At 52.7% G+C, this 15499-nt stretch carries 10 protein-coding genes; 7 read left to right on the top strand and 3 right to left on the bottom strand.

The genetic code is table 11. The features are described 5' to 3' along the window. Window positions 1–250 precede the first annotated feature (250 nt). Window positions 251–1312, top strand: a complete 1062-nt coding sequence (locus BLQ88_RS29115; protein ID WP_090156543.1) for a cobalamin-independent methionine synthase II family protein — start codon at window positions 251–253, stop codon at window positions 1310–1312. Window positions 1313–1342: 30 nt separating this feature from the next. Beyond that, window positions 1343–1894 carry a carboxymuconolactone decarboxylase family protein gene (locus BLQ88_RS29110; protein ID WP_090156542.1) on the top strand — a complete coding sequence of 184 codons (552 nt, stop codon included), beginning with the start codon at window positions 1343–1345 and terminating at the stop codon, window positions 1892–1894. A 204-nt stretch (window positions 1895–2098) separates the two neighbouring features. Here the strand turns inward: BLQ88_RS29110 and BLQ88_RS29105 are convergent, their stop codons facing one another. Further along, the gene (locus tag BLQ88_RS29105) at window positions 2099–2857 is read right to left on the bottom strand and encodes a hypothetical protein (RefSeq protein ID WP_090156541.1); all 759 of its coding nucleotides are present in this window, start codon (window positions 2855–2857) and stop codon (window positions 2099–2101) included. A 208-nt stretch (window positions 2858–3065) separates the two neighbouring features. Between BLQ88_RS29105 and BLQ88_RS29100 the strand changes: the two genes are divergently transcribed. From BLQ88_RS29100 to BLQ88_RS29090, 3 genes are all read left to right on the top strand, one after another. Beyond that, on the top strand, window positions 3066–3971 hold the full coding sequence (locus BLQ88_RS29100; RefSeq protein ID WP_090156540.1) for a helix-turn-helix domain-containing protein: 906 nt from the start codon (window positions 3066–3068) through the stop codon (window positions 3969–3971). A gap of 79 nt (window positions 3972–4050) precedes the next feature. Then, entirely contained in the window at window positions 4051–4968 is a 918-nt protein-coding gene (locus tag BLQ88_RS29095; RefSeq protein ID WP_090156539.1) for an oxidoreductase, read from the top strand. 264 nt (window positions 4969–5232) lie between these two features. Beyond that, window positions 5233–5703 (top strand): hypothetical protein, encoded by a 471-nt coding sequence (locus BLQ88_RS29090; protein ID WP_090156538.1) that lies wholly within the window; start codon window positions 5233–5235, stop codon window positions 5701–5703. A gap of 66 nt (window positions 5704–5769) precedes the next feature. Here BLQ88_RS29090 and BLQ88_RS29085 read toward each other — a convergent pair whose 3' ends face one another. Beyond that, window positions 5770–9765 (bottom strand): FG-GAP-like repeat-containing protein, encoded by a 3996-nt coding sequence (locus BLQ88_RS29085; RefSeq protein WP_090156537.1) that lies wholly within the window; start codon window positions 9763–9765, stop codon window positions 5770–5772. 314 nt (window positions 9766–10079) lie between these two features. Then, entirely contained in the window at window positions 10080–10451 is a 372-nt protein-coding gene (locus BLQ88_RS29080) for a hypothetical protein (protein WP_090156536.1), read from the bottom strand. Window positions 10452–10664: 213 nt separating this feature from the next. Between BLQ88_RS29080 and BLQ88_RS29075 the strand changes: the two genes are divergently transcribed. Together BLQ88_RS29075 and BLQ88_RS29070 are read left to right on the top strand one after the other, a co-directional pair. Next, the gene (locus tag BLQ88_RS29075; protein WP_090156535.1) at window positions 10665–10991 is read left to right on the top strand and encodes a DUF6660 family protein; all 327 of its coding nucleotides are present in this window, start codon (window positions 10665–10667) and stop codon (window positions 10989–10991) included. 83 nt (window positions 10992–11074) lie between these two features. Further along, entirely contained in the window at window positions 11075–15493 is a 4419-nt protein-coding gene (locus BLQ88_RS29070) for a CusA/CzcA family heavy metal efflux RND transporter (RefSeq protein WP_090156534.1), read from the top strand. Window positions 15494–15499 lie beyond the last annotated feature (6 nt).

The following is a 15499-nucleotide window of genomic DNA, read 5'->3' as shown; positions in this document are numbered from 1 at the left end:
GTAACCGGAATTACTTTGCGGTTTTCCGGAAATCAGTTGAAAACTGACCCGGAATTTGCAAAAGAACACTTTTTAGTGATTTATTTGAATAAAATGAATAATTGCTACACAGGATAAGCCAGCATTCTTTGTAGATTTAGGAAACTTGCCCTGTAACATTCCTGAGCACGCCAATACCGGAGAATACTTCGGTTGCAGGATCGCGTGCGGTTTATTCTCAATCATTTGTATTCCATTAAACCAGAAAAATATGGCAAATATCCCTACCGAGCCCATCGGAAGCATTCCGCGTCCCGCATACCTGCAACAGGCCATGCAGGCTTATGCCAAAGCGGAAATTTCGTCCGAAGACCTTGCCAGGCTGTTTTCACAAGCCACCCGCGAAACCATTATCTCCCTCGAAGGTACCGGTTCGCCGGTCATTTCCGACGGGGAACAGAGCAAGCCCAGCTTCGCGACATACCCCATTCACGGTGCACTGAACCTCGGCGCTGGCGGCGTCACTATTCCATTCGAGGACGGGCATACGCGGCAGTTACCGGTACTGACGTCGGGGCCATTCCGGTACCGCAATTTCGCAGTGGATTACCTGCGTGAGGCGCGAAAACATACCGCATTGCCCGTAAAACAAGCCGTTATATCGGCCTCGGCGATGAGCCTGCTCTATCCGGCCGCGGGCATCGATAGCTACCCGCAAAGCCAGTTTATCGCCGATCTGCTCGATCAGGCCGAATCCGACATCCGCAAATGCCTGAACGAGCACGCCTACAATGTGCAGATCGACTTCACCGAAGCACGGTTAGCCCTGAAACTCGATCCGAGCCAGGGGCTTTTGCGGCAATTCATATCGCTGAACAACCAGGTACTCGACCGGTTCACCGCCGACGAGCGCAGCCGGATCGGCATCCATACCTGTCCCGGTGGCGACCATGACTCTACCCACAGCGCCGATGTGCCGTATTCGGACCTGCTGCCGCTGTTTTTTCAATTGAATGCAGGCAATTTCTACCTCGAATATGCCGGGGAGAAAGACAAAGTTGCCGTATTGCAATCTATCCGTGAAAACATGCGGCCCGGCCAGCGTGTATTCCTCGGCGTCACCGACGTGCTGAACCCGAGGATCGAAACACCCGAAGAAATCCGAGACCTGCTCCTGCAAGCCGTAGAATACATCCCGCTCAACCAGCTCGGTTCTACCGACGACTGCGGTTTCTCGCCCTTCGCCGATGACGTTTCCACCGCACGCGAGATCGCATTCGAGAAAATCCGCGCCCGCGTGGAAGGAACGAAGCTGGCAAGTGCGAAGCTTTAATTCACTCATTCACTCATTCAATCATTAACAATGCCCCATATCGAATTCGAACCCGGCTTCCCCGGTATCCTTGGCCCCATGCGGTTCAGCCCCGCCACCGCCGCACCTATGAATGTATTGGCTAATGCATTGATGTGCAGCGACGAAGGCCTCACGCGCGGCGAACGCGAGCTCATAGGTACTTATGTTTCGTCGCAAAACGACTGCTTTTTCTGCCAGACCATCCACGGGGCTATTGCCAGCGCTTATCTGGAAGATGAAGACTGGTCGTTCGTGAAAAGTGTTAAAGAGAATTTCGCCGAAACGGAGGTGTCCGAACGGATGAAAGCGCTGCTATCCATCGCCGGCAGCGTCCAGCGTGGTGGCAAGCACGTCACCGCCGAGCATATCGCCCGCGCCCGCGAACACGGCGCCGACGACCGCCAGATCCACGACACCGTCCTCATCGCCGCCGCGTTCTGCATGTTCAACCGCTACGTCGACGGCCTCGCCACCACTGCGCCAACCGACCCGGATGTGTACCGAGCGAGGGTTGTGAATGTGATTGCGAATGGGTATTCGGCGGTGAAGGGGTATGAGTGATTATGGTGACGATGCAAAAAGAGCTGCGAATTATAGCTCATTTTGTAGCTTGTGCTCAGGTACGAAATACAGCAAAGCCGTATTATGGGCTTGCTGTATTTCTCGTTTTAAGAGATTGATATTAAATATTATGTATTCTCTTCTGGTAGATCATAATTTTTAAACACCTCTACTGCTGGTCTTTATTTCCAGATTGAAATTTCATTATTGGATTTCTGTTATTGCATTTTGAGGCACAAACGCATGCGTATAGTGAAAGAATTGGTCGTGCGTGTTATGGTATTGTGTGCTGGCGTAAGGCATGATCATAAAATAAGCTTCCGTTGCCTGAGCGACGAATGTAATAGTCTTGCTTACCCACTCTGCTTCTTTTCCGTTAAGGTCAATTATCGTTTGATCTGGTCCCATACCGTTCGACGGCGCGAGATTTCCAATAATGCTTACAATCATACCAGGTGAGTATTGAGTGCTTTGGCCATTTTTAACTCGAATGGTGCTGGCAGTATACAACGTAAAGGCATATGCCTTTCCAGGCACTAAGTTGTTGATTTTTGTTCTCATCTTCGAATAGGAGGTTGAATTATTAAGAACATTTTTCTGGTACATAACAGTAACAAAATTACCGGCATTGTTGCTAACGCTAGCAGTAAGCTGCGGCAATGGCTTTGTCCAAGGGAGATACGGGTTCCCCCACAGGTGAGTTCTTGTAGAAGTTCCCACTGAATACAGTTGTTTGTTGTCGGGCACAACCCATGTCAATTTCTCCCAACCTGTTGCAAAAGAATGGTCCCCAGGCCAACCTTCTGTAGTTGGAATGTTTGGGTTTGCCGCAACTTTCAGACCTGACGATGTATTCGGCGTTTGCTCTCGTCCTACCACCTGCACATCCTCCTGCGAGCAGCTACTCATCATCATGCAACTTGCCAGCGCTAAACCCAGCGGTAATTTTTGTACTAAATTCATTTGTGTAAATTGATTTACGTGAAAAAATGATATTAACTGGCTGCAAAGCAATGTGTTTAGGCTTGAAGGTTGGCTAATGGATGAATGAGCGGTCAGTGGTGTCTATTTATTGGAAAACGGCTTGTTTTGTAGGTGTTACAATCCCAATTACTTCGGTAAATCAATCCTGAAAGAGTTGGTGATACTTTGATTTTCGTACCTTTATCCCATGTCATCATTCCTCGAACTCAAATCATTTTACAAGCATATCAACCGCGAACCGGAGAGTGGGGAGAGCGGGGTGGGGCATTTTAATATTTTCAAGGTCGAGGACCTGATGATTTCCAGGGACAGGCCCGCGACGTATAGCAGGCGGAATTTTTTCAAAGTGAGCCTGGTGAATGGGCATAGCAAGATCCATTATGCCGATCAGTCCATCGAGGTGACGGGCTCTTCGCTGGTTTTTACGAACCCGATGATCCCTTACCATTGGGAGCGGATCGACGAGCAGCAGAGCGGGTATGTCTGCATTTTTACGGAGACTTTTTTCAGCCGGTTTGGCGGGATTAAGGATTATCCGGTGTTTCAGTCGCCGGGAGCGGCCGTTATTAACCTGGCGCCGGAAGATGTTTGCATTTATAAGAATCTGTTTGAGAAAATGTTGGCCGAGCTGGAAGGAGATTATGCATTTAAATATGATTTCCTGCGCACAATGCTGCTCGAACTCTTGCATAGCGCCCAGAAAATGGTCCCCGCGGCGGGTCAGCCGCACACGGGTTCCAATGCCGCCGAGCGCATTACGGCATTATTTGCCGAGTTGCTGGAAAGGCAATTCCCGATCGAGCTGAGCAACCAGGTGATCCGGCTGAATGCTCCTTCGGCATTCGCGAAGCAGTTGAATATTCATGTTAACCACCTCAATAAGGCATTAAAGGAAACCACCGGACAAACCACTTCGCAGCTTATCAGCGAACGCATTGCCCAGGAGGCGAAAATCCTTTTGAAAAGCACCAACTGGACGGTCAATGAAATTGCCTGGGGGCTGGGCTTTGAAGAACCCAACCACTTTTCAAGCTTCTTCCGAAATGCCGCCGGTATGACGCCCCGGCAGTTCAGGCAAACTGATGTCGATTGATTTTTGTAGTTTTTGACTTCGAATCGGTAGTTGCCTTGGCGACGTATTTCTGAATTTTGTCCTATTAATCTTTCATATTATGTGGACAAAAAAGAATATCGGCGATCAGACCGGCAAGACGGTGATCGTGACCGGGGCAAACACCGGAATAGGTTATGAAACGGCATTAGCACTTTTCGAAGCCGGCGCGCACGTGGTACTAGCGTGCAGGAGCGAGCGCAATGCACAGGATGCGGAGGCACGCTTGCTTGCGCAAGGCGGTAAGGGAAGCCTGGAAATAGCCATTCTCAACCTCGCCAATTTGAATGCGATCGGTGAATTTGCTCGTGCATTTATTCAAAAACACAAAAAACTCGACATCCTGATCAACAATGCCGGGGTGATGACGCCGCCTGCTTCCAAAACCGACGACGGTTTTGAGCTGCAATTCGGCGTGAATTTCCTGGGGCATTACGCGTTGACGGGCCATTTGTACCCGCTGCTGAATGCGACGCCCGGCGTGGACACACCTGGCTCCCGCGTAGTTACAGTGAGCAGCATGGCCTATCTGCGGGGCGTGATCGATTTTGATAACCTGCATTCGGAGCATTCGTACGACGCATTCCGCGAGTACGCGCAGAGCAAACTGGCCAATGTCCTGTTTTCGGTGGAATTACAGCGCAGGATCGAGGCTGCGGGTGATCAGGTGATTTCCGTTGCAGCTCAGCCGGGCGCCAACAAAACCGATCTTTCGCGCTTCATGACGGAGGCTGAATACAATGCGGCGGTCGACCGGATCGGTGCGTTGATGGAGCCTTGGCAGGGTGCATTACCGTCGCTTTACGCGGCCGTGGCCGACGATGTGCAGGGGGGCAATTTTTACAGTCCGGACGAGCCGGGCGGCTATCGCGGGTATCCTGCAAAGCTGGCAATCGAGCCGCACGGGCTGGATGAAACTGTCGCAAAGCGACTGTGGGACTGGGCTGAAACGGAGAGCGGGATCCGGTACGCGGGTTGAAACGATTGTCTGATTACCTGTAAAAGCAAATGTCCGGGTCGTTACGAAGCTGTTCCTTCGACGATAATGATACCCGGGTTTGGAATTTGTTTGTTCGATCCGGAATAAGTAGTGGGGATGACGCCCCGGGCATACAGGAATAGGGTACAATCATGTGGCGGGTAGTTGAAATTCGGGATTAAGCTATGAAAATATCGGGTTTTTCCAGATTTTGGTTAATCCATTTAATAAATAGTTTAAAACCCTTAACAGTATCAATTCTTTATGAAAGCATTTTTTTCGCTGCTGGCACTTTCGCTGATTACCTTAAATGCCTGTAACCGCCCCACTGAGGGAGAAGCCAAGGGGGGCGCAACCACACCTTTGCAAGGCACATGGAAACTCCTGAGCGGCACATTGATCGAGAAGGGCGACACTACCGTTACCGACTACACGAAGAATGTTTCCTTCATTAAAATCATCAACGACAGCCATTTTGCCTTCTTGCAGCACGATCTGAATAATGGAAAAGATTCGACGAAGGCCAGCTTTTCCTCCGGCGGAGGTACTTACACATTGAAAGACAGTGCATATACCGAAAAGCTGGAATACTGCACCGCCCGTGAATGGGAGGGCAATGAGTTTCATTTTACCGTTTCCATTCAAAACGATACGCTCGTGCAGCGCGGCGTGGAGAAGGTGGAGGCCGCAGGCGTGGAGCGGTTGAACATCGAGAAGTATGTGCGGGTGAAATGAGGTTTGAAAAAAAAGCAGGGGCCAGCCGATCATGCTGCTGGGCCCCGCTTTTTTTGGCAACCGTCATTACCTGATCAAAACCTTGTGCGTACTGGTTTTGCTTTTTTGATTGATAATTAAAAGATAGGTGCCTGAAGGCAGGTCTTTGACATTCATATCCTGCTGCCCGGCAGGCGTTTTCCGTATCGATTTCCCGTCCGGCGAAATCAGTTCGAGGCTTTGAATAGCTGTGGCATTCTGGTTGCGTATGATGATTTTGTCCGTCACCGGATTAGGATATACAACTAATGCAGGCCCGAATTCACGGTTTGCGATGGTGCTCCTGCGCAATACGGAAGTTTCCGGCTGAGGCGGCGGCGCGATAGCATTACCGAGCAGGTAATCGGGCAGGTAACGCCACGGGCCATATTGCTGGCCGGTCAATGCCAATACCGGATCGTATTTCACACGGACCCGCACATTGGTGGCCGGACTAGCCTTGGCAATAAGATTTTTCAACTCCGTACCAGTCGCGGCCAGACTTACGTACGCGTTTTGGGCGCCCGTATATTGCGTGCTGTTCGTAATGGGCGCCGAACCTGTTTGCGAGAAGGCATTGCCCGGCGAGCGGGTTTCCCACACGAGCTTACCCTTGTTGGTACCCAGGAAAGATTTCACAAATAACCCTATTCCGAAGTTGGTTTCCGTATTCTGGCCGGGGTAGTTCTGGTTGTAATAGGAAGTAAGGTCTGCATTGTAGAGGCGCGCGTCGTTGCGCAGGTTTTTGCCGTTGTTGCCATGGTAGACGCGTACCTGGCCCTGGCTTCCGTTATAAGCGTCGGCATAATGTTTTACCCCCACCAGCACATCGCTGTACCCGTCGCCGTTTACGTCGCCCGCTCCGCTCACTGTGTGGCCCATCAGCCAGTCCGGTGCACTATCCGTGATAGCAATCACCTCAGTGGTGCTAATGCCTGCCGGCGAGCCAAGGTATACGTAAGCAGCTCCGCTGGGGAACTGGCCGCCCGGGAGAATATAGCCGCCGTTTCCGATCACCACATCGCCGTATCCGTCGCCATTCACATCGCCCGCAGCGCCGAGTGCGCTTGCGAAGCCGACGTTGTTCTTGGATATGACCGTGCGGTTTACAGCCGACAATCCGGTAGAAGATCCATAATATACCAGTGCTTTTCCGCCTCCTGAAACTTTCGCTTCTATCAAAATATCCCCGAATCCATCCCCGTTAACATCTCCCCCCTTCGCTATGGCATCGATAACTGCCCCGCTGATTCCCGAAGCCAGGGTGACCGCCGGCGTATCGCCCGGTCCCGTAGCCGAACCATGATACACCATCACTTTCGCTTCCGTACCGCCCGGTTCAAAGTCTGCGATCATCAGGTCATCATAATGATCGCCGTTCACGTCGCCTGCACCAGAGATCCTGCTGAACGAATAGGGATCTTCCTGGCCGACATATATTTTGGGTGTTGTACCAATGCCTGCGGCCGAACCGAAATAGACCATCACCGCCCCTCGAATAGCTTCATCTTCTGTATATTGAGGTACGTTGACGGCCACGTCCGCAAACCCGTCTCCGTTGAGATCGCCCACGCCTGCAACCCGGTGGCCGAACGAACCCGAGGTATAACTTAGCTCGGTTTTGGAGCTTTGGCTGATCCCGGTTGCCGATCCGTAGTATACGAAAGCTTTCCCGGTAGCGAAATAGCTGTAAGCTCCCACGATGATGTCGTCGTAGCCATCGCCATTCACATCGCCTGCACCGGAGACCGATTCTCCATATGCGTAATATTCATCTTCCGTGTAAAGAATAGTGGCCGACGGTGTGTCCAGGCCATCGAGGGTGCCATAGTATACGAATACTAACCCCAGATTCATAGTCGGATCGTGCGTGGGAGCCCCGGCGATCACATCGTCAATGCCGTCACCGTTCAAGTCTCCGGCGTAGGACATGGATGTACTCAGCTCCGAGTAGGTGGTGCCATTTGTGGTAGTGCCAGGTGTGGGTTCAATGGCCGACGCCGATCCATGATACACCATCGCCAACCCTTCATCAGTCTGCCCGCTGTCGTACGTGTATGCGCCGATGATAATATCGCTGTATCCGTCGCCGTTGACATCGCCGGCTGATGCAACGGCTGAGCCAAGCCATGCATTTCCCTGGTTGCTCTCGATGGTCGACGCCGGTGTCGGTTTCAGGCCGCTCGCCGAGCCATGGTACACGAATGCGCTTCCCTCATTGGCCTGCCCGTTTTCGAAATACCTTCCGCCTACGATCACATCCGCGTAGCCGTCGCCATTCACGTCGCCCGCAGCAGCTACTGCCCAGCCGAACCATGCCTCGGTCTGATTCCCTTCCAATGTGAGGGCCGGAGTCGGGTTTAAGCCGGCGCTGCTGCCGTGGTAGATCATGGCAGCGCCTTCATTTTTTTGCCCATTGTCATAAAGGTAGGCGCCTATGATGACGTCGCTGTACCCGTCGCCGTTCACATCCCCAGCCGTGGCAATGGAGTGGCCCATGCGGGCATCGGCCTGGTTGCTTTCGATATGTTGCGGGTTGGCGGTGACGATACCGGCCGCGCTGCCTTTAAATATATAAACCGCCCCTTCATAGCCCTGTCCATTGCTGTACAACCGCGCGCCGCAGAGCACATCGCTGTACCCATCGCCATCGATGTCACCCGCAGGAGCTACGGCATAGCCCATCATGGCGTTGACCTTGTTGGCTTCGAGCATGACCGGTGTGGGTGTGCCGTAGCCGCTTGCAGCGCCATAATAAAGGAATGCGGCCCCTTCATTTGTCTGGCCGTTGTCGTGCTGGTGGGCCCCGACGAGGAAATCGCTGAATCCGTCGCCGTTTACATCACCGGCTGTCGCTACCGAAATTCCGAAATTGGCACTGGCCTGCGTGCCGATCAATGTATCATCGGGTACGGTGTTAATGCCGGAAGAAGAGCCGAAATACACGAACGCTGCGCCCGCATCGGTAGGGCCGTAGTAAGGCGCGCCCACGAGGACGTCGCTGTATCCATCCCCATTGATGTCCCCGGCACTGGATACCGATGTGCCGGCCTCAGCGGAGGCCTGGTTGCCTTGCAGCAATGTTGCGCTAAGCGTCACCCCCTCGGCGGAGCCCGGAAACAGGAATGCGGCTCCTTCTTCGGCCTCACCGTTGTCGTACTTGGGTGCGCCCACGAGCACATCGCTGTACCCGTCGCCGTTTACATCGCCCGCGCTCGCTACCGAGTACCCGAACCACGCGTAATACTGGTTGATTTCCATTTTTTTATTGGCATTGGTCGGCGTGCCGTTGGCGATGATCGGGTCGATGGTAACGGGGAATTTTGCATTGGATACCTCCACATCGATTCGCATTTCGCTACCCTTGCCGTGCAGACTGGCGGCCAGTACTTTTCCGTCGGCGTCCCAGCATTTAAGGTCGTCGTAAGTGAGGATTACGGGGTCACTTTCTTTGTTTCGTTTTTTTGTAAAAGACAATGTATTGTTTCCTGAATCTGTAATATCAAACCCGGAAGCTTCAAGACTGACTGTAATTGTCCTCGTGTTTTGCGGCGCCTTTTGGATAATGAAGTTCTGCCGGATGCCGCTTTCATTATTAATGTATTCTTCACTGAAACCGTCGTGACGTATGACGAGATGGTTTTCGTTTTTGTCAATTTCAAAATCTAGTTCAGGCTGGTAGAGCAGCTTTTTGTCGGCATATATGCCTTTGTTTTTGATATTTAATTGAAAAAAATCCGTATTGCTGATTCTTTCTTCAATCGTCAATATGCCTGGTTTGTAAACTGCGCGCAGTCGCTGTTTTCGGTTCGGGCTTTGTAAAATACCCTGCCGATCCGTAATGTCGTATTCACGCCGGGTAATGGTTTCCATTATGCCGGCTTTGGTTTTGTCTGATAAATTTTGTGAAATAACAGGCTGACTGTCATTTGGTTTTGATTTGACAGGCTGAAACTCGCGCACACGCAGGAGCGAAGTGCCCAGGAGGCATCCAAGTAATGCAATTAGCAATGCAGAGAACAAAAATGTGGTAGAAGTTTTCATAACGTCAGGGTTTAAAATGGAGAAAACACAGCATTATAAAGCGTAAACCATTAGCCGGAAGCGGCGGGGCATATTGTGATACTGAATGAAATGCAGAAAAAAAGGAAATACAAAACCAGACGGTGGAGTGAAGAGAACCGCGGTGCTAAATTGGCCGGAACGAAATTTCAGTGGGTAGCAGAAGAAGATGGATGTTACCTGATTTTACTTATCGGTGAAGACGAAATTTGTTGATTGTCAATTAATTTTTAATCAGGTCAAAAACAAAAGAGCCGGAGGTAATTCCCCGGCTCCTGAAATGATTTGCTTACCCCTTATTTCGCAGGCTCTTTGGTAGCCGTGATCGGGAATTCGCCGTCTTGTGAAACGATGGTGCCGGTGAGCTTGTCGCCGTCCTGCGTCATGGTCACGGTGAGAATGCCGCCCTGGAAATCCAGTTTGAAAGTCACTTTGCCCTGGTCGACGGTCAGTTCCTTCATTTCCATGCGCTCCTGCTGGCCGAGGTAACCGCTCGTCTTGTCGTCCTTTTGCTCGAACGTCATGAAGCCGGTTTCATACTCCGGTGGCACGTTGGAAACGGTATATTTCCAGGTTCCGATCAAATCGTTGGCTGTTTTGAGGTTTTCGGCGCTTACCGCGAAGATGGTAAGGGCCAGGATCATGGTTAGCAAGTACTTTACTTTCATTGTGTTAACGGTTTTTGCTTGAAAGATTGATTATTGGATAGCATTGTGTCCAAAATTAGAAAAAAGCAGATACGTTGCGATCCGGCCAATGTTATATTTTGGCACCTAAGTTACCATCGGTGTTAACGGCTGATTAACGGCAATGCGCCAGTTACTCTCCGTAAATTTCTTTTTGACTACCTGTTGCATTCGCATTTGCCCTATTTTTGGGGCATGAAGGTCGTCCTTGCATATCTGTTGGCGTTTTACGTGCTCGCGCTCTCCTGCATTCCCTGCCAGGATGAGGCTTCGCCGCCGGATAGTGGCATTGCGGCCGCCGTCGTTTCAGATAGCGACAATGCTCACCAGGAGGCCATCGACCTTTGCTCACCCTTCTGCATATGCGCATGCTGCGCGAGCGTGACCATCAGCGCAACCGTCGCTGCATTGCCAGAGAATGCTGTTTCCCAACTGATACCGCCGGCCAGCTTCTCTTATCTTCAAATCCTGTACACCGGCGACAAGGCCGGGTTCTGGCAACCGCCGCAGGAAAGGGTATAACCAACCATTTATCGGACAAATCGTCGCCCTGTTGCATTCGGCAGCGGGTGCGGCGTGGTATATCCATTCTTTTTAATTCAGAAATGTTAGATAAAATCATACATTTTTCGATCCACAACAAGCTCGTGGTCGGAATATTCACGCTTGCCCTGGTAGCCTGGGGAACGTACTCGCTTACCCGGCTGCCTATCGATGCCGTGCCTGACATTACCAATAATCAGGTGCAGATCATTACCACGAGCCCGTCGCTGGCTGCCCAGGAGGTAGAGCGGCTGGTCACATTCCCGGTCGAGACGGTGATGGCTACCATTCCGCACACCGAGGAAATCCGCTCGATCTCCCGGTTCGGACTCTCGGTGGTAACCATTGTTTTTGAAGACGACGTCGACGTTTACTGGGCGCGTCAGCAGGTTTCGGAACGGCTGCATAGCGCCGTGGAGCAGATCCCGGCCGGTACAGGTACGCCAAGCCTCGCACCGGTGACCACAGGTTTGGGCGAGATTTACCAATATGTTTTGCATACCAAACCGGGTTTTGAGACCAAATATCCGCCGATGGAACTCCGCAGCATCCAGGACTGGATCGTGCGGCGGCAGTTGCTAGGTACGGCCGGAGTGGCCGACGTGAGCAGTTTCGGCGGATTTCTGAAACAATACGAAATCGCGGTCGACCCGCTGCGGATCAGAAGTGCCGGGATATCCATCGCCCGCATATTCGAAGCATTGGAACAAAACAACCAGAACACAGGCGGCGCCTACATCGACAAGAAACCCAATGCCTACTTCATCCGGAGTGAAGGGTTGATCGGCACGCTGGACGATATCCGGAAAATCCAGGTCGGGGAAACGGAAACCGGCCTGCCGGTGCTGATCCGCGACATTGCCGAGGTAGGTTTTGGCAGCGCGGTGCGGTACGGCGCCATGACGCGCAACGATGAGGGCGAAGTGGTAGGAGGGCTGGTACTCATGCTCAAAGGCGCCAATTCCTCCGAGGTGATCCGAAATGTCAAAGAACGCATTGCCCAGATCCGCAAAAGCCTGCCCGACGGCGTGGTGATCGAGCCGTTTCTGGATCGTACCAAGCTGGTCAACAATGCAATTGGTACCGTTTCCAAAAACCTGATCGAGGGAGCGTTGATCGTCATATTTGTGCTGATCCTGCTGCTCGGCAATATGCGGGCCGGGCTCGTGGTGGCGTCGGTGATCCCGCTGGCCATGCTTTTCGCGGTGAGTATGATGAACCTCTTTGGCGTGTCGGGCAACCTGATGAGCCTCGGCGCGATCGATTTCGGACTGATCGTCGACGGCGCCGTCATCATTGTAGAAGCCACATTGCACCATATCGTTTCGAAACGTTACACGCATCGTCTCTCGCAGGATGAAATGGACCGCGAAGTGTACGAATCGGCTTCCAAAATCCGGAATTCGGCTGCATTCGGTGAAATCATCATCCTGATCGTATACCTGCCGATACTCGCGCTGGTGGGAATAGAAGGCAAAATGTTCAGGCCTATGGCACAGACGGTCAGCTTCGCGATCCTCGGCGCATTCATACTCTCATTAACCTACGTTCCTATGATGTCGGCCCTGTTTTTAAGCAAGAAAAACGAATACAAGCCCGGCATATCCGACCGGATCGTCGGCTTTTTTCGCCGCATTTATGTCCCCGCGCTCGATTTTTCATTACAAAGAAAATGGCTCGTCTCGCTGCTTGCACTGGCATTGCTCGGCGGAAGTCTCTGGCTCTTTTCCCGAATGGGCGGCGAGTTTATCCCGCAGCTGGACGAGGGCGATTTTGCGGTGGAGCTGCGCGTACTTACCGGCAGCTCGCTTTCCGAAACCGTGGATGCTACGCGAAAAGCGGCCGCTGTACTGCAAAAGAACTTCCCGGATGAAGTGGTGGAAGTAGTCGGTAAGATCGGCTCGTCTGAAATCCCGACCGACCCGATGCCGGTGGAGGCGGCGGATATGATGGTGATTTTGAAGGAAAAATCGATTTGGAAAAAAGCCGAAAACCGGGAGGAACTGGCTGAAAAAATGCAGGCTGCATTGGAAGAATCCATTGCCGGGGTCACATTCGGTTTTCAGCAACCGATTCAAATGCGTTTCAACGAGTTGATGACCGGCGTGAAACAGGACGTGGCGATCAAGATTTTCGGGGAAGACCTCGACGTGCTCGCACGCCAGGCCGCACGCATAGGCAAGCTCGCAGGCGCTGTACGCGGGGCGGAGGACATTTACGTGGAAGCGGTAACCGGCCTCCCTCAAATCGTCGTCCGGTTCGATCGCGACAAGCTGGCGCAGTTTCACATTCCCGTTGCCGACGCCAACCGTACGCTCAATGCCGCATTCGCGGGTGCAGGTGCGGGGTTAGTTTTCGAAGGAGAGAAGCGTTTCGACCTCGTGGTGCGTCTGCAAAAGACCGATCGCCAGAGCATCGACGACGTTCGCGGACTGTTCGTTACCAATACCGAAGGTTGGCAGGTGCCGCTCGGCCAGATCGCGTCGATCGAAATGAAGACCGGGGCCAACCAGATCCAGCGGGAAGATGCCAAACGCCGCATTACCGTCGCATTCAATGTGCGCGGCCGGGATGTGGAAAGTATTGTAAATGAGCTTCGTACCCGCATCGATCGGGAGATCAAGCTTCCGCCGGGATATTTTGTAACCTATGGCGGTCAGTTTCAGAATTTGCAGGAAGCCAATAGCCGTCTGGCGGTGGCGGTACCGGTGGCCCTGCTGCTGATTTTTGTATTACTCTATTTTACATTCCATTCACTGCGCCAAAGCCTGCTCGTACTCACGGCCATACCGTTTTCGGCCGTCGGCGGCGTGCTGGCGCTGTGGGTGCGCGATATGCCGTTCAGCATTTCGGCGGGGATAGGCTTCATTGCATTGTTCGGAGTGGCGGTGCTGAATGGGATCGTACTGATCGCGGAGTTCAATTTGCTGCGAAAATCGGGCGAAACGGATTTGCGAAAGGTCATTTTCGAAGGTACCGACACCCGTTTGCGGCCGGTATTGATGACAGCCCTGGTGGCCTCGCTCGGGTTTCTGCCCATGGCGCTGTCGTCGAGCGCCGGTGCCGAGGTACAGCGACCGCTTGCAACGGTAGTAATCGGCGGACTGGTATCGGCCACTTTGCTGACGCTGCTCGTGCTTCCCGTCTGGTACGGGATTGTCGAAAAGCGTTGGGGATCAGGCCGGGGCGGCAAAATGGCGGTGGCGGCTGTGGTAATGCTGGTAATGCTGCTGCCGGGCCACTCGAATGCGCAGCTTAACGCATCCCGGAATACTTTGCAAAATTCCGCCACAGAACTACCCACGCAGAAAGTCTCGCTCCGCCGGGCCATCGACGAAGCTTTGGAGCGCAACCTCCTCGTCAAAGGTGATTTATACCGCGTAGGTTACCAGCAAGCATTGATAAAGACGGCCGGTGATCCGGGTAAAACCGACCTCGTATGGATGGGCGGGCAGTACAATAGTATCAAGTTCGATAACCATTTTTTGTTATCCCAAAATCTGCCCAACCCCGTGGCGGTAGCAAAGCGCAAGTCGCTATTGTCGGAAGAAGTGAATGGCGCGAAGGCGGAACTGGAGGTTAGCAAAGCGGAACTGGTGCGGCAGGTGAAAGTCAATTACCAGCAACAGGTTTTGCTTAAAACGAGACAGAAACTGCTGACGGAGGAGCTGGTTCGTGCCGGGCGTTTTGTAAAAGCAGCCGAAATCCGGTTCAAAACCGGCGAAACGAATCAGCTGGAATATGCCACGGCGCAAAGCCAGCTGGGCGACGTCCGGGCACAGCTCATTCGCAACCAGGGCGATTTGCGGAACCTGCAACGCGCATTGCAAATGCTTGTGAATAGCAACACCCTCACCGAAGCCGAAACCGACTCGCTCGTACGCAGGCCCCTGGCCGTATCCGCACCCGACACGTCTGCGTTGGGCGCGAATCCGTACCTGCGCTATCTCGCGCAGCAGGCGACGATCGGAAGCAGGCAAATAGCCGTGCAAAAGGCTGCTATGCTGCCCGAATTCAATGTCGGGTATTTCAACCAGTCGCTCACGGGCTTTCAGAATACGGGTAGCGGGGAGGTTTTTTACGGGTCGGGAAAGCGCTTTCAAGGCATGCAGGTAGGCATACAGCTGCCGATTTTCAATGGGGCTTCCAAGGCGCGGGTAAAAGCGTCGGAAGTAGGAGAGCAGGCAGCACGGAACCAGGTAGAAGCGGCCCGGTTGCGGCTGGCGAGTGAGCTGGAACAGGCGGTTAGGAGTTTTGAAACAACCCGGGAGAACCTCGATTTGTACGAAACCAATACGCTTGTGCTGGCCGGTACCATTCAAAACAACGCAACGAAAGCGTACGAATCGGGCGAGATCGGGTACATCGAGTACGGGCAGGCGTGGAACCGCGCGCTGGGCATACGCCTGAACTGGCTGGAATTGCTCCATGCTTACAATCAGTCGGTTATCCAAATTGAATATCTTTTAAATGAGCAGTAATCCGAA

Origin of the sequence: Dyadobacter soli, from assembly GCF_900101885.1 — a bacterium.
Classification (GTDB): Bacteria; Bacteroidota; Bacteroidia; order Cytophagales; family Spirosomataceae; genus Dyadobacter; species Dyadobacter soli.
This window is presented reverse-complemented; position numbering and strand designations above follow the sequence as displayed.